Genomic DNA, 19,998 nt, shown 5'->3' with positions numbered 1-19,998 from the left:
TGGAGAGTCGTCATGCGCGCCATGGTTCTGCACGCTCCCGGCCAGCCGCTGCAACGGGAAGAGCGTGCCATCCCGACACCCGACGCACACCAACTGTTAATCAAAGTCCTGGCCTGTGGCGTGTGCCGCACTGACCTGCATCTGGTGGACGGTGAATTGCCGCAAGCGCTGCTGCCGCGGGTGCCAGGCCATGAAATCGTCGGTGAAGTGACGGCGGTGGGTGCCAATGTGGCGCCCGACTGGATTGGCAAGCGCGTCGGCGTTCCCTGGCTTGGCTGGACGTGCGGTGAATGCACATTCTGCCGCTCGGGCCGCGAGAACCTCTGTGACCAGGCCCAGTTCACCGGCTGTCACCTGGATGGTGGTTATGCCGAGTACACCGTGGCCGACGCCCATTTCTGTTTCCCCATTCCGGACGCGCTCTCGGCCGCCGAAGCCGCACCGCTGCTGTGTGCCGGGCTGATCGGTTTTCGCGCATTGCAAATGGCAAAAGGAGCTCGTCATCTGGGCCTTTATGGCTTCGGCGCGGCGGCGCATCTGGCGATTCAGGTAGCGCGGGGCCGGGGGCAGCAGGTGTATGCCTTCACCCGCCCGGGCGACAACGAGGGCCAGGCCTATGCCCGAACCCTGGGCGCCGAATGGGCAGGCCCCTCGGATCAACCGCCGCCGCACCCGCTCGACGCCAGCCTGATCTTCGCCCCCGTCGGAGCGCTGGTGCCACTGGCGCTGGAAGCCACCGTCAAGGGTGGCTGTGTGATTTGCGCAGGCATCCACATGAGCGACATCCCCGGCTTCCCTTATCGACTGCTATGGGGCGAGCGCAGCATCCGATCGGTGGCGAACCTGACTCGCGAAGACGGCACGGCGTTTTTTGCAGAGCTGCGCCATACGCCCGTACACAGCGATGTCACCTGTTTCGCCCTGGACGATGCCAACCAGGCGCTGGCAAGCCTGAGGGCCGGTCAGGTCAAAGGGGCGATCGTGCTCATCCCCTGACGAGCGACCCCGGCTGTTTGACCGCCAGAATACTGCCCGGCACCGAGTAAAGGGCCCGTTCCGTATTGCTGCCGATCAACCGATCGAACCCCACTCGATGCACGGTGCCCATCACCACCACATCGACCAGATACTCCTCGACAAACTCACTCAGCACCGGTACCGGCAGGCCCATGATGAAATGTCGGCGCTCTGGCGGCACGCCATAACGATCAGCCAGGGTGACAAACGCCTGATGCAGGGATTGCCGCAGGTCCTCCATGAAGTCCACATTCCACCCGCCGCTGACCAGGGGCGCATCGCCATTGAAGACCGGCGACAAGTCATAGGCGTACAGCAGATGCAGCGGTGCATCGCATTGCAGGGCCAGTGCATTGGCCGATTGAATGATGATGTCGTTGAGACCACTGATTTGCGTCGAGGGGTCGAACGGGTCCACTGCCGCCACGATCCGGTGCGGCAAACCGTAACGGGCCTGGTTGACCAGATGCACCGGCACCCTGCATTCGCGCAGCAGGTGACAGTCCAGAGGGGTGATGAACACACGTTTGAGCAGCGGCTCCAACGTAGCGTCCTTGATCAGCAGGTCGGGTTTGAGTTCTTCGACGCATCTCAAGATGTCCAGTAATGGATGAGTGGTGAAGACCACCTCCACGCTTACTTTCAATCCCTCACCGCTGAGGCGCTGGATTTCTTCCGCCATCCAGCGGCGATAGCGGCGCAGATAGCGCTGGTACTCCGCCTCATCGGTTTTTTCCTCCCACAAATGGATGATCGGTGCCGGCTCGATAAACGCCCGCACATCCAGCGCCGCCCCGCTGGCCTTGGCGAGGGCAACGGCACGCAGCAAGGCTGGGGACTGGTAAAGGGTTCGGTCGGCGATCAGCAACACACGTTGATATTGACCCATCACACACCTCGACTCGGTGCCGGTCCAAAGCGCCGGCATGTTCCCAGACTGCGCCCGTTACTCCCTACCCCGGTTGATTTACATCAGATGCGAGCGTTTGAGCCTGCCTGTCACGAGTGTCTGATCCAGATCAGATTCAAGCGCCGCCAGCGGCGTAAAAAGAAATGAACCGCGTGATTCGTTGCGACACGCGAGCCTTTCAACCCGGATGGAGAATTGCACCATGCTCACTGTTAAAGACCATAACGACAGAGCCGCTGCCGCCTACGCTGCCGTCTCCGGACAATACTGGATTGAAGCACTCAGGGACGGGCGCCATGTGCTGATCCGGCCGCTGGCGGAAAAGGATCGCGAACGTGAATATGCCTTTATCAAGCACCTGTCCCCCGAGTCGCGGCACATGCGCTTTCTGGCGCAAGTCAATGAGCCCGGCACAGCCATGCTCGACCAGTTGATGGATGTCGATGGCAAGAAGCGGATGGCCTACATCGCCCTGATCCACGACAACGGCAAACTGATCGAAATCGGTGTCAGCCGCTATGCCGCCACCGCCGACCACGAGTGTGAATGCGCCGTGACGGTTGCCGATGAATACCAGCACCTGGGCCTGGGCACGACGCTGATGGAGCACTTGATCAAGGCCGCGCGTAAGAATGGTTTTCATCAGATGTATTCCGTCGATGCCGCCAGCAATGCGCCCATGCGTGATTTGGCCAAAGCCCTGGGGTTTGAGACCCGTCACGATCCCGATGACAGTCGCCAGGTCATTCACTGCCTCCACCTGTAAAAAACGCCCCTCGGCATCATTGATCTGCCGTGGGGCGTTTCTACATTCAGGGCTGTAACGACGGGTGCCAGCCAGCCGTTCAGTGCTTTTTTTCAACGCGGCCCGCCAACAACGCTAGGCTTACGAATAATGTGGTGATTATTCGCCATTTTGCAGGGAGCGCAAAAATGGAAATCATTAACCGTTGGCGGTACCTCTCTCTCAGGATGGCCCAGGGAGGAATGCCGCAATGAAGCTCTCCAATCATTACAAATGGTCTGCCTTGGGCGTCATTGCGCTTGCCCTTTTCAGCGTATTGATATTTTTGCTGATCAAATCCTACTCGTACGACACTTCGTCCTACTTCGAATCGCGCGACTTCGTGCGTCAACTCAAGCAGTACGATGCCACTTGGAACGTGAAGATTCTTCGAGCGAAGATCGGCATGAACAACAATTTGCTTCTGGTGGCGCATCCTGAAGCAGAGCAACGATGGCAGCAGCTCGACGAGCTTAACGCTGCCGGCCCGCTTTCGACCCTTTGGCAATCTCGACGGCAGGGTTATCTGAATGCGGTGGAAAACAAAACCCGATTGGTTGAGCAATTCAAACAGCACAACACGGCCTTGCGAATATCATTCGAGGCACTGCCTGAGCTGGAAGATGGCATTCGGGCGTTGCTGGAAGATTCCAACGACAAACGCCCGTCAGTGGATGCTGCTGCGGGCTCCGTGGTGTTCGATCTTACGTTGGACACCCTCGAATACGCCCTCTATGTCTCCAGCGAAAGGGCTGAGGAAATCTCCGGGCATCTGGAATATCTGAGTGGATACATCAATCAACTGCCGCCTGAACAGCGCCCGCCTTTCACTGCACTTGTAGACGCTGTGAATACCATTGTTCGAGAGCAGCCCATCGTCAATGATTTGGTTGATCGCATCAGTATGATTCCGGTCGCACAGCAACTGGACAGCATCACCGAGTTATTGAACGAAACACAACGGCGCACAAGCGCGACAGACCGCCAGTATCACCTTTATCTCGGGATATGCGCCGGCATCATGGCGTTTCTGTTGCTGTACCTGGCCGCCCGACTGATTCGCAGTTATGCCGTGATCAACAAGATGAACAACGCGTTACAGACAGCAAACGAGCGACTGGAGCAACGCGTCGAGGAGCGCACCCGCGAACTGCTGGAAGCCGAGCGCGAGTTGGTCGAAGCCGCGCGGATGGCCGGTATGGCAGAGATCGCCACCAATGTGCTGCACAACGTCGGCAATGTGCTGAACAGCGTTAACGTCTCGGCAGATTTGATTACCCGCAAATTGGCGGCCAGCAAAACCCTTGGCCTGGGTAAAGCGGTGAAAATGATGAACGAGCATGCCGAAGACCTGGGGCAGTTCATCACGCTTGATGAAAAGGGCAAATTGCTTCCCCTTTACCTCAATCAATTGGTCGACTCTATCGCGGCCGAGCAATCGAGCATCGTTGACGAACTGTCACAACTCACCAAAAGCATCGATCACATCAAGGACATCGTTGCCACTCAACAAGCCTATGCCGGCGCCGCCAGGTTGGTCGAGCCGTTGAACATCGTTGATCTGTTTGAAGATGCGTTACGCATGAATTCCGGCGCCTTGAGTCGGCACCATGTCGTCGTCACCAAGGACTACCAGGACACACCGACGATTATCGGCGACAAACACCGACTGCTGTTGATCCTGATCAACCTGATCAGCAATGCCAAATATGCAATGTCCAAGGTCAGCGACCGTCAGCGCCACATGACCCTGGGCGTGAAGATTATCGATAACGCAACGCTGCGCCTCAGCGTAGAGGATCAGGGCGAAGGAATTGCTGCCGAAAACTTGACCCGCATCTTCAATCACGGCTTCACCACGCGCAAGGAAGGTCATGGTTTTGGCCTGCACAGTTGTGCGCTCGCGGCGGTGGAGATGAACGGGCACCTGCGCGTCCATAGCGATGGGCCCGGCCAGGGAGCGGTTTTCACCCTGGATATTCCGCTGGAGACTGCCGACGCATTGCCAGCAGCCGCAGTCCTGCAATGACCTCGCCAGTCAGTTACGCGAAAATCCCTGTAGGAGCGAGCTTGCTCGCGAAAGCGGTATGTCAGTCGACATCAATGTTGATTGTGCCGCCATCTTCGCGAGCAAGCTCGCTCCTACAGGGGATTGCGCTCGCCCTGCCAACGGGCCTACCCCACCAAAGCCATCAACTGCTGGCGCTGCGCATCTGTGAGCATCGGGCCAAAACCTGCGCTGGCGTTTTCCGCCATGTAACGCGGGTTGCTCGTGCCGGGTATGACACAGGTCACCGCCGGATGAGCCAGCAGGAACTTGAGCGTCAGTTGCGCCCAGCTATTGACCCCCACTTGCGCAGCCCATCCCGGTAACGGTTTGCCTTTCAATCGAGCCAGCAAACCACCGCCGCCGAAAGGCCGATTGCAGATCACTGCCACACCGCGCTCGCGACACAGCGGCAAGATTCGCTTCTCGACGCCGCGGTCGTCCAGGGCATAGTTGATCTGCAAAAAGTCCAGTGGCTCGGCTTTGAGTACCGCTTCCACTTCGTCATACGCCGACGCCGTGTAATGGGTGATGCCGATGTAGCGGATGCGCCCTTCGGCCTTCCATTGGCGCAGGGTCGGCAGGTGGGTTTTCCAGTCCAGCAGGTTGTGAATCTGCATCAGATCGATACGGTCGGTCTGCAACAGCTTGAACGACTGTTCCATCTGCGCGATGCCTTCTTCGCGACCCTGGATCCAGACCTTGGTGGCCAGAAAGGCCGGCGAGCGCGGCCGATGGATCGACAGCAATTCACCGGTCGTCTGCTCGGCGCGACCATACATCGGCGAGCTGTCGATCACCGTGCCGCCCTTCTCGAACAACGCGCTGAGTACGGCGGGCAGTTGCTTGTAGGCAGCCTCGGAAGGCGCGACATCAAAGCCGCGATAGGTGCCCAACCCGACCATGGGTAACGGCTCGTTGCTGGAAGGAATGGCTCGGGTCAGCATGTTCTTGCCTCCTGTTTCCGTCGACGGCGCCGATGCGGCAAAGGCCGGATCGAAGGTGAAGACCGCCGAAACACCGGCAGCCAACGTGAGTAGTCTTCTACGCGTGAAGACAGCAGGATCGGTCAAGGAATTCCCCCTGGCTGTTCATTCATGGTCGCCCTTTGCTCTTGTCGTCTGGCCAGCCACAGACATAACCAGCCCCACAGCCCGGCAAACGGCACGATCACCACCGCCACCAGGCCAAAGCCCGCGCCCAGCGCCGTCAATCCGGCGGAGAGCCAGCCACTGGCGGCATCGCCGCCGCGATACACCAGGGTTTCGATCACATTCTTGGCCTTGTACTTTTCCTCGCGGCTCACCACTGTCCACAGCACTTCTCGCGCCGGACGCACGATGGCGAACTCGACGGCGCGGCGCAGCCCTTGCGCCAGCGCGACGGTTGCAGGCAGGGGCGCCAGGGCCATGGCGCTGAACGCCACGACCGTCGCCAGCGGCAAGGCGACAAGCGCCCCGCCGATGCCGATCAAGCGGATCAACGGCGCCGTCAGCAGTAATTGAAATATCAGCGTCAGCGTCGAAACGATCAAATCGACGACGGCGAAGAATTGCGTCCTGCTGGACACATCAGCATAGCTGCCGGCGACAATTCTTCCCTGTTCGAAATACAGCAAGGTCGCGGCACTGGTGTGCAACAGCATGAACAGCACCAGCCCCATCAGATAACGCGAGCGCAGGATCAGCGTGATCCCGGCCAGCATGCTGCCGCCCATGCGCCGCTCATCCAGCCAGCGGCTGCCGGACTGCGACGCCGTGCGCGACAACAGCGCCCGATAGCAGCGCACCGCACTTTCCAGCAACACAGCCGCCGCAATGGTCAACGCCACCGGCCCAAGGTTCGTGGCCATGGTCGCGGCCAGCAACGGCCCGATGAACGTGCCCAGGGTTCCTCCCGCCGCGATGAAGCCAAACAGCCGCCGCCCTTGCTCGCTGGAAAAACGGTCGACCAGCACGCTCCAGAAAATCGACACGATGAACAGGTTATAGATGCTGATCCAGACGAAAAACACCCGCCCCACCGCCACCGGCGCAATGTGATTGGTGATCAACACGCCAAACACCAGCATCGACAAAGCGATCAGGCGATAGATCAGCGGCACGAAACGGGTGGCCGGCAGCCGCGAAACCAGCACGCCGAACAGCGGCACCATCAACAGCATCACCACGAAAGTGGCGGTGAACAACCATTGCAACTTGTCGGCACCGCCCTCGAGGCCCAAGGCATCGCGCAAGGGTCGCACCAGGTAATAACTGGCGAGCACGCAGAAATGGAAGGCGAAACCCAGCATCAGGGCCGTTCGTTCGGCCGGCAGAACCTTGACCCATTTCAGCGCGTCGATGGCCGTCATGGCACAGGCCCCGGATACAAGCGTCGACTCTTGGACATCGGTGCGCTCCCGTATGGCGACTATCGATGGACTACACTCTGACAACGCTCAAGCGATAGCCGTCGTCAGGTCCAGAGCAGTCCATGTCGTCCACTAAAGTTAGCCGAATGTCGCGCACCCTGATGTCTCTCTTCGCATTCGTTGCCATTGCGTACCTGCTGCTCTGCGCGGCGCTGTTCGTGTTTCAACGCGCCCTCATCTACTACCCGCAACCCCGCGCCATCGACGCGCCCGAAACGTCGCTTATGCTGTCAGTCGCCGACGCGCAGGTGCTGGTGACCGTCAGGGCGCACGACGGCCCGAAGGCGTTGATCTACTTTGGCGGCAATGCCGAGGATGTTTCCCGTAACCTGCCCGGGTTCTCGCAAGCCTTTGCGGACCATGCGATCTACTTGCTGCATTACCGAGGCTACGGTGGCAGTTCCGGGTCGCCGTCCGAGGAGGCGATTCAGCGCGATGCCATGACCTTGTTCGACAAGGTCTACAGCGCCCATCCCACCATTGCCGTGGTCGGGCGCAGCCTGGGCTCGGGCGTCGCCGTACGCCTCGCCAGCCAGCGCCCGGCCTCGCGGTTGATTCTGATTTCGCCATACAGCAGTCTTGAAGACCTCGCCGTGCGCCAGTTCCGCTGGTTCCCGGTGAAGTGGCTGCTTCAGGACAAATACGAATCGTGGAAATACGCCGCACACATCACCATACCGACGCTATTGATCGCGGCCGAGCACGACGAAGTCATACCGCGCTCAAGCACGGAACAGCTTTACACGCATTTCGCCAAGGGCGTGGCCACGCTGCAGGTAATACCGGGCACGGGCCACAATTCGATATCCGAGAGCCCCCTATATCTAAAGATGCTCGGTGCCGCGTTATGAGTCAGGTGTAGGCCAACAGACGGCCGCAAAGCACCACCGTGCCCCATAACCCCATCGAAAGCACTGCCTGCACTTTTGCAATGGCCGGTGCCGCGACGCCTGTGTTCCATCGGCTGACTGAACGGTATACACCGATGTGAAAAAGGGCCGCGTTGATGCCCGCCGTAGCGATCAGGCTCAACTTTAAAATGAAAATGTTGTTGGTGGCGAAGTCATGGGGATGGGCGGTAAACATCATCAGGCCAGCGGGTACGATCAATACCAAGGCAGCGACGGACCATCTCAGAAGATGGCGGGCCAGGGCCGTCACCGCAATATCCTTGGACAGGCCGAGCACCCGCAGATCGAACATGAAGACCGAGCCCACAAGCACCACGAAGCCAATGATGTGAACCACCTCGATTATCGGGTAAAGCCACAGCTCGCCTCGCATGGCCAGCCCAAGTCGCGAGTCATCCAGCCAGTCCAGCCAGCTTTGCGGACCTGATCCTCCGCTGAAACTTGTGGTGTCCATCAGCGCAACTCGGTGGTTTTATCGCCGATGGTGATGCGTTCCGCTCGTAGTTCATCGGGTTTGTTTCGATTCGGATAGCCGACCACCGTAGCCGTCGTACCGACATTCAGCATGTCCTTCGACAGCCCACGGTTCTCCATGCGCGATGGAGGGGCCAGAACGATGATCCACGTCTTGTCGGATGTTTTGAGACGCAGGAGCCCGTGCGGATGGGAATAGCCGGATTCCTCGATCGTTCCGTTCAGTTGCATGGATTTGCTGGAGTCATACTCACTCCAGCCGTGATGAGCGAACGCCGCAGTGGCCACCAGTGGCAATGACAGTCCGATGCTTCTGAGCATGGATTTCATGATGCGGTCCTCCTGTTGCAGTCATTGATTAACATCAGTCATGCGAGAACAGGGTAGCCCGAACAACTGATCAATCGTCGTCGCATTTGACCTCTTTCTTGTACTCCTCCTGCTTGGCTTCGATCCTGACCTTGCAGCCATGCTCGCGGAATTCGTCTTTCCATTCACCACGACGCCAATTGGCACCGCGGCCATTCGGGCATTTGACCTCTTCCTTGTATTCATTATTTTTGGATTCGATCTTTACCTTGCATGGCCCGTCCCGGTATTCATTCTTCCACTCGTCCCCCTCGCGTACGCCTTGCCAGTGATCCGCTGACGCGGGTGTCAACATGACTGAACTCATCGCAGCCCATATCCACACGCCCAGCATGGGTCTCGCACTCATTTCACTTCCTCAGCAATTAAAGACGATACGCCCGCTGCTGATACGACAACGCTCTGCGGCAGCTTTCTCCTTTGGTGAGACGAAACTGTGGGCTGATCGTCGGAAAGGAAACATTATCTACGTTGATCACTGGGGTCTGGACGAGATTGTCAGCAGGTTTTTCCGGTTTTGGGATGGGGCCCGCAAGCCCCTCACTCGTCAGCATTCAGCGCATAAAACTCATGCAACTTGGCCTGCAACAGTTTCTTGTCAGGCAGTTGAGTCTGATATTCCGCGATCAATGCTGGCGAAAGTGAACGGTTCAGGGCGTACTCGACGACTTCGTCATCTTTGCTGGCGCACAGCAAGACCCCAAGTGCAGGGTTTTCATGGGGTTTGCGGACATTGCGATCCAACGCCTCAAGGTAGAAGTCCAGCTTGCCGAGGTATTCTGGCTCGAAGCGTCCGACCTTGAGCTCAATGGCCACCAGGCAATTGAGCCCGCGATGGAAGAACAGCAGGTCCAACGCAAAATCACGACCGCCAACCTGCAACGGGTATTGAGAACCAATGAAACAAAAATCACGCCCCAGCTCGATCAGAAAATCCCTGAGCCTGCGCAGTAACCCGCCATGCAAATCAGCCTCGACATGACCGTGCGCCAAGTCGAGAAATTCGACCATGTAGGTGTCCTTGAATACACTCATGGCCTCAGGATGCATTTGTCTCACCAGTGGTGAGACTTTTAGGGGACTGATGACGCTACGCTCGAACAACGCAGCTTTGAGCTGGCGTTCGAGCTCCCGGCTCGACCACTTCTCCTGAATCGCCATGCGCAGGTAAAACTCACGCTCTTCCGGGCGTTTGCTTTGGTTGAGGATGATCAGGTTTTGGGTCCAAGGCAATTGTGACAGCAGTGCTGTCACAATTGCGTCGTCCTTGTAGGTCTCGTAAAACTGACGCATGCGGAACAGATTCCGCTGCGTGAAACCACGCAATCCCGGCTGAGTAAGAGCGAGGTGAGTAGCCAGCTGAGCGACCACTCCATCCCCCCACTCCGCTGCTTCGATCTTCCGGCTGATGTAAGCCCCAACCTGCCAATGCAGTTCAATCAACTCGGTATTGACTGCCTGCACCGCTCGCTGCCGGGCAGTGATGATCAATTGCGTGATTTCGTTAAAGCTTGCGCCAATGGACGGCGCAGTAGAGCTGAGGTCATTCACGTGAAGGCGTTCCTGTTTAGTAGGCGACGCTCACTAGTACTCCTCACCTTGAAACAATAAAAATCACGAAGTGTTTCGGCGTGAAACAGTGTCATGTGATGACGGAATTGGTCAGCAGCCTGCTGACTAATTCAATAGTCGCAGCACTGCTGCGACTATTGCATTCACGGATAACTAAACCCCTTAACCAACGTCAACTCCCCCACCGCCCGCATCGGCACCAGGAACGTCTCCATCTTTTCATTAGGCGTCCCCTCTTCCGTAATCACCGTAATCTGCGCGGTAGTCAGCGGCTGAACAGCCTCTTCCTGCCCGTCCTCATCACTGCGATACCCACCACCGTAGTAGTTCACGTACACCTGATACTGCCCCTTGATCGGCGCCGGCATGGCGAAGATTTCCGGGCCGTAGCCGGTGGTGACGTCGACGTCGAGTGCGCCGCCGTTGGCCGCGACGCGGTCGCCGTACCAGATGTGGCCGCCGTCAGGCGTGACCAGGTGCAGGTCGAGGTCGGTGCCGTCGCTGTCCCAGGCCAGCAGCACGCGCAACTTGGCCGGGGTGGCGCCGCCGCTGGTGTTGAGGAACTGGGTACGGTGGCGTTGTTGGCCATCGGGGCTGCGGATTTCAACGCTGTTGCTGCCGTTGGGGAATGAGAACGGACGGTCGTAGCGGCCGGCGGGGTCAATTTTCAGCGGCATGCTGACGCCGTTGACGATCAGTTTGCCGGGGTCATTGCCCTTGGGGGTGGCGTTGATCTGGCCGGTGATGCGAGCGGTATTGGCCTGCCCCACCGGGGTGTTGACCGACGACGCCGGGTAATTGACTGTCTGACGAAAGTTTTCACCCTCGCCTTCAGGGGCACCTGTGCGCCAGCCTCCAACGGGCGTATCAAGTTTGACGGCGGCGAACGTCGTCGGCCCCACGCAAAAGGCGCAAATGAACAGCAAGACCTGTGGGTAACGGAGTTTCATGACCTATTCCAGCAAGAGGTGGCGGGCGAGCCCTTCGATGTAGGTTTCATCCTGGCCGTTGGGGTGTGCTTCGAAGGCCAGGTGCAGGTATTCGTGGGTCAGGTCGAGGCGGTCTTGCAGCGACAGCACGCCGCGCACGTAAATGCGCTGGCGTTCGCGGTCGACAAAAGGACGGCCGAAAGCCAGGCGGCAGACGGCGAAAGCGCCGACTTCGCTGTAGCCGACCTCGCTTTCCAACCGCGGACGCCAGCCGCGACGCTGGCTCAGCAGCCAGTCTTGCGCGGCGGGCAATGCCTCGCAGGAAGCGACGGGATTGTCCCAGCGGCTGAGGCTCGCGCGCGGGTAAGCGTGCAGCAGGATGGCGTCGTAGCGTTGACCGGCATTGGCCTGTTCGACGGCTTGCAGCCAAGAGAGCTTGTCCGGCCCCGGTTGGTCGGAGTGATAGGTGACGTTGCTGCCGGCGAGGACGAGGTCGCTGGTCCACGCGGCGATGTTGCGCGACTCGGTCGCGGCCGGGCGTGGGGCGACGCGTTGTCGGTTGCTGCTGTCATCGATGCTCAGGCAATCACCGTTGCGCGTGGCGTTTTGCAGCAGGTAGGTGCGGATCGCGACGCTCAGGGCTTTGGCGGCTTCGGCAGGTTCCGGCCTGGCTTCGCGCTGCAGAACGCGGGCGACGTATTCTTCGCGGTCCAGGCGAGCGACGAGTTTGTCTTTGAGCAAGAACAACTCACCGTCGCTATGGATATCGAGTTGATTGCCGTTGGCGAACTCGACACGATAGTCACCTTGCAAGGGCCCGGGCGCTAACACGCGATCCCCCGACAGCACGCGTTTCAGCGGATAACGCGCGAACAGGCCGACTTCGACACACTTCCCCGCCTCGGCTGGCCATGAAGAAGGCAATACCGTCGCCAGCGCTGGACCGTAATTGCGCAAAACCATCTGACTGGTGCCGCGCCCACCAGCCCAGATCGGCGTGCCATCAGCCGTCCAGCCAGCAAATCCGCCCTGACGCGACGAAGGATCCTGATCCCCCAGCCAGCTCCAGGTTTTCACTCGCAACCGGCCGCCGAGTTCGCCCACAACATTGCCGTCAGCCGCATTAAGCACCACATCGAGTAATACCCGCCGCGCCTGATCCTGCGCCGGCATCACGGCCAATACCTTCAGCAACTCAGCCACCGAAACCCGGGTCTGCGGTTGCAACGATGGCAAATCCAGCAACCACTTCGGCGCTTGTCTCGCCTGCCAATACTCGCGCCATTCAGCGCCAGCAATGCCCAAACGCGCAGGCTCAAAGTACAAGCCGCAGGACTTCACCAACGCCTGATCGCGCTCAATCCTGCCGCCCGCGGTGCAGCAATAAACCTCCTCCTTCGATTGCCCGCGACACTCATAAGCCGGTTCACGCGCGCCGGTGTCCACCAGCCAACCGTAGACAAACAACTTCCACACACTGCCCAGCGGCGTCTGCACATCAGCAGGCAATGGCTCACGCGAGATCACCTGAGTCCCGCTCAACGAAAGCAATTCACCCTTGAAGCCCAGGCGCAACGGCTCGTCCTGCGCTGTCGCCAGCGCAGGCATCAAACACAGCAGCCACCAGACCAGACGCCGGGGCATGTCAGTGAACCGTGACCTGACCGAGCGCCGGTTTCTGTTCCTGAGCCTGGTTCTGCGGTGCGTAGACCTGAGTGAAACGCACCGGTGGCAGGCTGAACTGACCTTTTTGCGAGAAGCGCACCAGATGACGCAGGCGCAATTCACCGCTCAAGGCGTCCACCGGGATCGCGTAAGCCATTTGCCCCGGTTCGAAACGAGCCTTCTCCAGCGCGGTCGGCTCAGTGCCGGCCTTGCCCATCAACTTGATGCCCCACGTGGTGCGCTCGACGTCCGCGCCCGGTGGCAGCGGCACTTCGAGCATGCCGTAGCGCAGCGGTTTCGCAGCCTTGCTGGTGATGATTATTTCGTCCAGGTACAGGCTGTCGCTGGACAACGGTTTGCTGCCGACGGCTTCGAGTTTGAATTCGAACGCTTCGTCACCCGGCACCAGACGCGACAGCCGACGGGTGATGGTCACCGCCATCGGGCTCACTGGCGGTTGCTTGCTCTGGAAGCTCAACGCGGCACGCAGCGGACGCTCTTGCTCCCCGGTCAGCGACAACACTGCCGGCACAGGCGAAGCGCCCTGCCACGTCCAATACATCTCACCGGTATCACCGTACTTCTTCTTCCAGCCTTCACCCGGCGCCAGTGCGATAGTGGGCGATGCCTGTTCGATGCTGCGTTGCAGCCAGGTCAGCGCCAAGGCGCGCTCCAGGGTCGATTGCTGCGGCAACAGGCGTTGCAACAATGCTTGCGCATGCGCCTGATCGAAAGCTTGCAGCGACAGGTTCAGCGCTTCGACAAACGGTTGAGAACTGACGGCGACTTGTTGTTGCGCAGCCTCCAATTGACCATTGAACGCCGACGGCAGATTGACCTTGGCCTGACGCGCCAACGAGGCGGTCAGCACTCGAGCGCTGGCCAGCCCCAACGCCGAATCCGGATCGCTCATGACCAGGCTCTCTGCGCCATCGTCCATCATGCTCGCCGCATGGCCTTCGCCGGCTTTCACCAGGTCGTCGATCAAACCGCTGAGCAGCGTGTTCACCGGCAACTGCATCTGTTTGGCGAACGACAGAATCAGCGCACGCTGCAACAGCGGCGTGTTCTGCGCCTGCTTGGCGTACACCTCCAGCACCCGCTGCCAATGCTCCGGCGGCAGGCTCAGTTCCAGCGCTTTACTGGCGTGCCAGTCGGCGTAATAGGCGTAAGCAGTGAGGAACGCGTCCGGCTCACCGTCATAGCCCCACCAAGTGAAGCTCGCCGACGGGCCGGCCATTTGCACCAAGCGCAGGCGGCTGTTCTGCATGATCAAACGCAAGCGATCGCGGATCTGCGGGTTCGACGACAAGGTCGGATAAGCGATGCTCAGCGGCAGCAAACGGCTGGCCGTCTGTTCGACACCGCCGTACGGATAGCTCAGCAAATCATCAAGCGCCGAACGGAACAGCGCTTGCGGACTGTCATCCAGACGCAGGCGAATATCCGTGGCGTCTGCCGGCAAGGTCAGCGGTGTATCACCGCTGACCACGTCCAGACTTTGGCTTTGCGTCACCTGCCAGCCTTCGCCGGTCGCGGTCAGGCGCACCGCCAGGGCATCAGCTGTTTTGCCGTCCTGCACCAGCTCGGCGGTCCACTCGCCATTGGCCACTGTGAACGCTGGCAGTGCGATGTAGTTGATGCCGTTGTTCAACGTGACCGGCACACGTTGCTCGGCGCCCGCGTAATGAACCACCAGCTCAGCCTTGACCGATTGCTCGGCCTGACTGAAAGCGAACACACCGAGATCCGGTTTGTCGCCCGTGCGGAATCGGGTCGGGCCGCTCCACTTCAGGTACAGCGGTTTTTCCGAGCGAACAAATTGCTTCTTCTGCCCGACCTGGCCGTCATCGGCGATGGCTCGGGCGGTGATGCGCCAGCGGGTCAAGGAGTCCGGCATTTTGAAGGTGAAGCGGGTTTTGCCATTGGCGTCGGTGATCAATTCGGGCTGCCACGCAGCGGTGTCGACGTCTTCGCGACGCGGCCGCTCCAACACTTTCACGCCACGCTCGCTGCGATTGGCTTTACCCGGTGCGCCTGGGCTGCCCGGCAATGCGACGTCGTAGCTGATGAACGACAAACTGGCGCTGGTGCGCACGTTATTGCGGCGCGGGTGATAGAAGAACTGATCGATGGTCGGCGCGACTTCCGGTTGCAGCGCGTAGACCATTTCATCGACCACGCTGACCGTCAGGTGCGCCGGAATCGGCTTGCCGGCGAACTGCGTGGTCAGGTCAACCGACACGGTATCGCCCGGCTGATACGCCTCTTTGTCAGTGGTGATGGCCACGTCGATTTGCGGCGCGATCACCTTGATGCCGGCGTTCTGGAAACTGTACTGACCACCCTTGGTGTAAAGCACGGAGAAGGTCAGATTCGGCGCGAAGTTGTCCTTCACCAGAATGCGCGCGCGGTATTGGGTGTCGCTGAGTTTTTCCATCTTCAGCCAGTCGCTGCCCTTGGACAGCAGCGCGGTGGCCTCGACCTTGTCGCGCTCAAGCGACAACAGCGCATCGATGATCGGCTCGGGGAAAGTGATCAACGCGAGGGCTTCGTCGCCCGCCTTGTACTCAGGTTTGTCGAGGACGATTTCCACGGTGCCGGGCACGGCTTTGACGCCGTCGCCAGTGACCGAATGACCGGTCGCGCCAAGTACGCGGCCATGGTCATCTTTCAGCGTCAGGTTGTAAGTGCCCGGACGGTCAAAGGCCAGGGTGAAGCCTTTATCTTTGGCGGCGAGTTTACCTTCGCCAGTGGTTTGATCTTCGAGTCGCACCCAGCTGTAGCTGCTCGGGTTGACCGCTTTGCTCTGCTCGCTGCCACCTTCATTGACGTAGCTGAATGCAACCTTGCCGCCCACCGCGCTGAACCGCTGCGGCGCGCTCAAGCGGAAACTGGCGGCGCCGCGATCGATGAGGATTTCCTTGGTGGTCTTGACCCGATACGCCGCGCCATCGCTGGCGAACACGGTGAGCATGTAGCGGCTCGGTTTCTCGGCGGCGGGCAGATCGAGGCTTGCGTTGCCCTTGGCGTCGGTAGTCAATTCGGCACTGGTCAGCTCCACCGGGAATTGCCCGAGGTACTGCAGTTCGTTATCGACCATCGACAATTGTTGGGCGCGCAGGCTCAGGCTTACCTTGGCGTTGGCCACCGGTTTGCCGTCCGGGTACAACAACACCAGACTGCCCTTCACCGGTTCGCCGGTGCGGTAATCCTGCTTGGCCAGGTTCAGGGAAATTTCGAAGTGCGGCTTGATGTATTCAGCGACACGGAAGGCACTGCTGTAGGCCTGATCCTTGTAGCTGAAACGCAGCTCATAACCGCCCGCCACCGCGTTGTCCGGCAACTGGAAACGGCCCTGAGTGCCGGCCTTGGAATCGAGCTTCAGCGCCAGCGACTGCAATGCAGTGCCAGTGGCATCTAGCACAGTCACATTAACGTCGGCAGCGGCCGGCGCCACGGAATCCCGCGCATTCTTGAACTCGCGGCCGACGATTTTCAGCGACACCCAATCCCCCGGCCGATACAGCGGCCGGTCGGTGAATGCATAAAGTTTGGTGTCGTAGATTTCGCTGTCGTAATAGAAATTCTCGGAGACGAACACCCCGCCCTCTTCGTCCTCGCCGATCACGAACGAACGCTCCGGGCTGACGTGTTTCAGTCGCAGCAAACCATCGGCGTCAGTCGCGCCGCTGCTCATCACGCCCAGGCCGTCGGTCCACAGCACATTGACCTTGGGCACCGAACTGCCCTCGTGTTTGCGCGCAGCCCACACCAGCAATTCATCGCCGGCAATCTTGCTCACGGCCACGGTGTTGGAGACGAAGACCATGGTGGTCGCGCGGTACTTGCCGATCAGCGCTTCCACCAGATACAGGCCCGGTTTCAGGTTGCCCAACGGAATGTACACGTTGCCCGGCGAGACACTGACGAATTCGCTGGAAGAACCGGCCAGGTTCACGCCCTTAGGCGGCTGGATCGGTTTGGCTTGCCACAGCGGATAACGGAATTGACTGACCACCGGCAGGCCTGGAATCAACGCGAACTGCGGTTGTGCGTCGTAAGGCGTTGGCGCGGCGATGGCGGTGCCCATCTTCAGTTCCGGCACTTCCTCGGTGACTTGTTGACGCGACTCGTAGGAAAACGCCCGCTGCATCACCCGACGGGATTTGCGGTACCAGTTGTCCCACAAATACGCGAGGGTGTTCGACAGGCCTTCGCCCTTGAACTGGCCGTCACTGACTACGCGGTGCAGGTTCTTCTGGCGCTTGAGGAAATCCAGCGGCTTGTCGATGCGATACACGCGAATGTCCGCGCCGCCGTAAGGTTCCATGCGGAACCGACGGTAATCCCGGCCCGGCGCTTCGAGGCGAACCATCGCCTGTTCATCACTGGCGAAACTGCTGTCGGCCAGCAGGAAGAAACTCTCACCGGCCACCGGCGTATAGCCGCTCGGCTCGACGGTGTCTTCGGCGTTGACCGTGGTCAAAGGTACCAGCAGGGCCAGCAGCAGTGGAATTCGAGAGCAAATGCGCAGCATGCGGGCACCGATCATTGGGAGAGGAAGTTCAGTCGATAGACGCCGATGAAGTTGGGGTTGGCTGCGTCGGGTATCCATCGGGTGTCCTTCCATGTCATGAGTTGTTGCAGGCTTGCGGAGCGCATGCCGTTGTCATTGGGGGTGGTGGTGCCGGTGTGATAGGCGATGAAGCGGCCCATCCAGATCATCAGGTGCTGGTCGTCGCCCTGATCGAAAAACATCAGGTCGCCGGGCCGGGCGTGGGCCAGATCGCGACCGACCAGATGACTGTTGAACTGGATCAGTTTGATTGCGTTGACGTAGGGCCCGACCTTGCCGCCGCCCTGCTGCCATTGCTGGGCGAGGCCGCGTTGGGCGTTGCTCAGTTGCAGTTCCGGCGGCAGGTAGCGATTGGACAGGCCATTGCTGCGCAGCCATTTGTCGTCATGGACTTTCAGCGCTTCGTTGGCGGCGAACCGCACCAGCCCGGCGCAGTCCTGCTGATACCAGCGCGGGCTCGGGCCTTGGGTCAGTTGTTCCTGGGCGATGCGCACGAACCAGGCGCGAAATACCTGGGATTGCTGCGGGTCGAGCGCCGGGGCTTCGCTGGCAAAGGTGCGAGTCCCTAGCAGCAACGCCAGCAGGCCGAGGCCTCGGATGAGTGCGGTCACAGAGCTTTCCACTCCAGCGGCAGCCACTGCCAATGGCCGTCAGGCTCGCTGCCTTTGGGCAAGGTCAGGGCGTATTTGCCGTAGCCGCCGAGGGTGCGCAGTTTCGGAATCAGGTAAGTTTGCGCGGCGTTGTAAAACACCGGTTCCATGTCTTGCGGCAGGCTGTCGAGGGTTTCCTGCTGCATCAGTTGCGCCATGGAATCCGGACCGAAATAGATCGGCATCAGCAGGTCTTTCGGCAGTACGTCAGCCAGCGGTGGGAAGCGTTTGTCCAAGGTGCCCAGCGCTTTGTCGACCAGTTTGTCGTCGAGGGAAAACAGCAGCGTCGAACCGTGACGCGCCAGGCTTACGCGCATAAAGGCTTTGCCGGTGATCGCGTCCGGTTGCTCGGCATCCTTGGCCTTATAGGGACCGAAGTTGGAGCTGACCTGACGCTGCCACTGATGGGTCTGGCCTTGCTGTTTCTCGACCACCGGGAACGCGTGATCGGCGACTTTGCCTTCGTAGGCGCCGACCATCGAGCCGAACAGGTTGCCCAGGTCGCCGTCGAGTTTGGCGCTGTCATCGTCATTCAGGCTGGCCACCAGCAGCGGCGTGTACAGCCGCGACTCGGCGTACCAGCACAGGCCGGCCGCACCGGCCATGTGTTCGGTCAAGGCCTGAGCCACGGACTCTTCGGCACCGAGTTTCACCAGCAGCGGTTGCTGTTGTTCGGCGGCCAGGGGCAAGGCCACGCAGGCGCTGGCGCCCATCGGCATGGCTTGCCAGATCGGTTTGAAGTCGAAGTCCGGCTGGTTGTCCAGTTCGTCCATGGCGAGGAAGCTGTGCCAACCCTTGTCATCCATGTCGAAACGCAGGCCGGCGAAGTTCGGGATGAAGCGCTGGTAACCCATGGCCAGCACGCTGGAATTGACCGAGAGACGCTGTTTCACCTCGGGCGTACGCGGTGGCAGGCCGAAGGCTTCGGGGAAGAGTTTGTCGCCGTTGAGCAAGGCGGCGATGGCTTTGGTCGAAACGCTGCCGGCATCCTCCGAGGCGCCGTTTTCCGGATCGTAGAGCTTGGCCGGATTGGACAGCACCACCAGTTTGTCGCCGTGGGAGGCGAACACCAATGACTTGCTGGCGTTGTAGTTGAGCTGATAAAGCGTGACAGCGTCGGCGCCGACTTTCACCTCACTGAGTTTGCTCAGCTGCGTATCATCCAGCACCACTTTCGCAAGCGGCTCCAGCACCTTGGCCAGCCCGCCGCGATCCATCACCAACAGGAAATCCTTGAGACGCCCATCCGCCCCGCGCCACAGCGCCACATCCGCCGGTTGATCGAAGAGTTGCTCGATCAGGCTGTCTTGCAACTTCAGGTCATGCTCGTAAATGATCCGCCGCAGACTGCCGATCAAACCGAGACGGTCGGCGTGGGCTTCGTAATAGAAGACGAAATCTTCGGTCAGGGTTTCCTTGAGAAACGGCACCGCCAGCAAGTCCTTGGGCAGCTGGCTCAGGGAGTGGGTTTCGAGCAGACCGTCCGGCCGGCTCATGCCCAGTTTGTCACTGGCCAGTTCCGCCGGCGGGGCCTTGGGTTTGTTCAGGAACCACCCCAACCCGCCCGCCACGCCGGCCACCAGGCACAGCCCGACCAGCAGCGCCGGCCAGCGACGAGGAGGTTTGGCGGCTGGCGTGTCGGCGGCCGGGGAAACAGTCTTATCACTCATGTTCACAA

Annotated in this window: 16 protein-coding genes; 4 read left to right on the top strand and 12 right to left on the bottom strand. The window is 60.0% G+C overall.

The window, feature by feature from the left end:
- Positions 1–12: 12 nt before the first annotated feature.
- On the top strand, positions 13–996 hold the full coding sequence (locus CKW20_RS13195; protein ID WP_095053280.1) for a zinc-dependent alcohol dehydrogenase family protein: 984 nt from the start codon (positions 13–15) through the stop codon (positions 994–996).
- Here CKW20_RS13195 and CKW20_RS13190 read toward each other — a convergent pair.
- Positions 986–1,906 carry a universal stress protein gene (locus CKW20_RS13190; RefSeq protein WP_095053279.1) on the bottom strand — a complete coding sequence of 307 codons (921 nt, stop codon included), beginning with the start codon at positions 1,904–1,906 and terminating at the stop codon, positions 986–988. The genes CKW20_RS13195 and CKW20_RS13190 overlap by 11 nt on opposite strands.
- A 223-nt stretch (positions 1,907–2,129) precedes the next feature.
- On the opposite strand from CKW20_RS13190, the gene CKW20_RS13185 reads away from it, so the two are divergent.
- Together CKW20_RS13185 and CKW20_RS13180 are read left to right on the top strand one after the other, a co-directional pair.
- Positions 2,130–2,693: a GNAT family N-acetyltransferase gene (locus CKW20_RS13185; RefSeq protein ID WP_095053278.1), complete on the top strand. Its 564-nt coding sequence runs from the start codon at positions 2,130–2,132 to the stop codon at positions 2,691–2,693.
- A 229-nt stretch (positions 2,694–2,922) separates the two neighbouring features.
- On the top strand, positions 2,923–4,740 hold the full coding sequence (locus CKW20_RS13180) for a DAHL domain-containing protein (protein WP_095053277.1): 1,818 nt from the start codon (positions 2,923–2,925) through the stop codon (positions 4,738–4,740).
- A 146-nt stretch (positions 4,741–4,886) separates the two neighbouring features.
- Here the strand turns inward: CKW20_RS13180 and CKW20_RS13175 are convergent, their stop codons facing one another.
- Entirely contained in the window at positions 4,887–5,705 is an 819-nt protein-coding gene (locus CKW20_RS13175) for an aldo/keto reductase (protein ID WP_095053276.1), read from the bottom strand.
- Positions 5,706–5,827: 122 nt separating this feature from the next.
- The gene (locus CKW20_RS13170) at positions 5,828–7,111 is read right to left on the bottom strand and encodes an NTP/NDP exchange transporter (protein ID WP_095053275.1); all 1,284 of its coding nucleotides are present in this window, start codon (positions 7,109–7,111) and stop codon (positions 5,828–5,830) included.
- 122 nt (positions 7,112–7,233) lie between these two features.
- On the opposite strand from CKW20_RS13170, the gene CKW20_RS13165 reads away from it, so the two are divergent.
- Positions 7,234–8,022 (top strand): alpha/beta hydrolase, encoded by a 789-nt coding sequence (locus CKW20_RS13165; protein ID WP_095053274.1) that lies wholly within the window; start codon positions 7,234–7,236, stop codon positions 8,020–8,022.
- A 1-nt stretch (position 8,023) separates the two neighbouring features.
- On the opposite strand, the gene CKW20_RS13160 is transcribed toward CKW20_RS13165, so the two are convergent.
- From CKW20_RS13160 to CKW20_RS13120, 9 genes are all read right to left on the bottom strand, one after another.
- Positions 8,024–8,536, bottom strand: a complete 513-nt coding sequence (locus CKW20_RS13160) for a DUF6644 family protein (RefSeq protein WP_095053273.1) — start codon at positions 8,534–8,536, stop codon at positions 8,024–8,026.
- On the bottom strand, positions 8,536–8,886 hold the full coding sequence (locus tag CKW20_RS13155; protein ID WP_095053272.1) for a DUF6152 family protein: 351 nt from the start codon (positions 8,884–8,886) through the stop codon (positions 8,536–8,538). Before CKW20_RS13155 ends, CKW20_RS13160 begins: the two co-directional genes overlap by 1 nt.
- A 70-nt stretch (positions 8,887–8,956) precedes the next feature.
- On the bottom strand, positions 8,957–9,274 hold the full coding sequence (locus CKW20_RS13150) for a hypothetical protein (RefSeq protein WP_095053271.1): 318 nt from the start codon (positions 9,272–9,274) through the stop codon (positions 8,957–8,959).
- A 191-nt stretch (positions 9,275–9,465) separates the two neighbouring features.
- Positions 9,466–10,446, bottom strand: coding sequence for a YhcG family protein (locus CKW20_RS13145; RefSeq protein ID WP_371857429.1), 981 nt, complete (start codon positions 10,444–10,446; stop codon positions 9,466–9,468).
- Positions 10,447–10,640: 194 nt separating this feature from the next.
- Positions 10,641–11,447: a YfaP family protein gene (locus CKW20_RS13140; RefSeq protein ID WP_095053269.1), complete on the bottom strand. Its 807-nt coding sequence runs from the start codon at positions 11,445–11,447 to the stop codon at positions 10,641–10,643.
- Between the two features lie 3 nt (positions 11,448–11,450).
- Positions 11,451–13,070 (bottom strand): DUF2300 domain-containing protein, encoded by a 1,620-nt coding sequence (locus tag CKW20_RS13135; protein WP_095053268.1) that lies wholly within the window; start codon positions 13,068–13,070, stop codon positions 11,451–11,453.
- 1 nt (position 13,071) lies between these two features.
- The gene (locus tag CKW20_RS13130; RefSeq protein ID WP_095053267.1) at positions 13,072–17,646 is read right to left on the bottom strand and encodes an alpha-2-macroglobulin; all 4,575 of its coding nucleotides are present in this window, start codon (positions 17,644–17,646) and stop codon (positions 13,072–13,074) included.
- Positions 17,643–18,281 carry a DUF1175 family protein gene (locus CKW20_RS13125; RefSeq protein ID WP_176466890.1) on the bottom strand — a complete coding sequence of 213 codons (639 nt, stop codon included), beginning with the start codon at positions 18,279–18,281 and terminating at the stop codon, positions 17,643–17,645. Before CKW20_RS13125 ends, CKW20_RS13130 begins: the two co-directional genes overlap by 4 nt.
- Positions 18,278–19,990 (bottom strand): DUF2138 domain-containing protein, encoded by a 1,713-nt coding sequence (locus CKW20_RS13120; RefSeq protein WP_095053265.1) that lies wholly within the window; start codon positions 19,988–19,990, stop codon positions 18,278–18,280. The genes CKW20_RS13125 and CKW20_RS13120 overlap by 4 nt, the downstream gene beginning before the upstream one ends.
- Between the last annotated feature and the right edge of the window lie 8 nt (positions 19,991–19,998).

The sequence above is a fragment of the Pseudomonas sp. Irchel s3b2 genome (genome assembly GCF_900187445.1).
In the GTDB taxonomy this organism is placed as follows: domain Bacteria; phylum Pseudomonadota; class Gammaproteobacteria; order Pseudomonadales; family Pseudomonadaceae; genus Aquipseudomonas.
This window is presented reverse-complemented; position numbering and strand designations above follow the sequence as displayed.

Coding starts and splice junctions, on each gene's coding strand:
- CKW20_RS13195 (WP_095053280.1), top strand. CDS start 13: ATGCGCGCCATGGTTCTGCACGCTCCCGGCCAGCCGCTGCAACGGGAA.
- CKW20_RS13190 (WP_095053279.1), bottom strand. CDS start 1,906: ATGGGTCAATATCAACGTGTGTTGCTGATCGCCGACCGAACCCTTTAC.
- CKW20_RS13185 (WP_095053278.1), top strand. CDS start 2,130: ATGCTCACTGTTAAAGACCATAACGACAGAGCCGCTGCCGCCTACGCT.
- CKW20_RS13180 (WP_095053277.1), top strand. CDS start 2,923: ATGAAGCTCTCCAATCATTACAAATGGTCTGCCTTGGGCGTCATTGCG.
- CKW20_RS13175 (WP_095053276.1), bottom strand. CDS start 5,705: ATGCTGACCCGAGCCATTCCTTCCAGCAACGAGCCGTTACCCATGGTC.
- CKW20_RS13170 (WP_095053275.1), bottom strand. CDS start 7,111: ATGACGGCCATCGACGCGCTGAAATGGGTCAAGGTTCTGCCGGCCGAA.
- CKW20_RS13165 (WP_095053274.1), top strand. CDS start 7,234: ATGTCGTCCACTAAAGTTAGCCGAATGTCGCGCACCCTGATGTCTCTC.
- CKW20_RS13160 (WP_095053273.1), bottom strand. CDS start 8,536: ATGGACACCACAAGTTTCAGCGGAGGATCAGGTCCGCAAAGCTGGCTG.
- CKW20_RS13155 (WP_095053272.1), bottom strand. CDS start 8,886: ATGAAATCCATGCTCAGAAGCATCGGACTGTCATTGCCACTGGTGGCC.
- CKW20_RS13150 (WP_095053271.1), bottom strand. CDS start 9,274: ATGAGTGCGAGACCCATGCTGGGCGTGTGGATATGGGCTGCGATGAGT.
- CKW20_RS13140 (WP_095053269.1), bottom strand. CDS start 11,447: ATGAAACTCCGTTACCCACAGGTCTTGCTGTTCATTTGCGCCTTTTGC.
- CKW20_RS13135 (WP_095053268.1), bottom strand. CDS start 13,070: ATGCCCCGGCGTCTGGTCTGGTGGCTGCTGTGTTTGATGCCTGCGCTG.
- CKW20_RS13130 (WP_095053267.1), bottom strand. CDS start 17,646: ATGATCGGTGCCCGCATGCTGCGCATTTGCTCTCGAATTCCACTGCTG.
- CKW20_RS13120 (WP_095053265.1), bottom strand. CDS start 19,990: ATGAGTGATAAGACTGTTTCCCCGGCCGCCGACACGCCAGCCGCCAAA.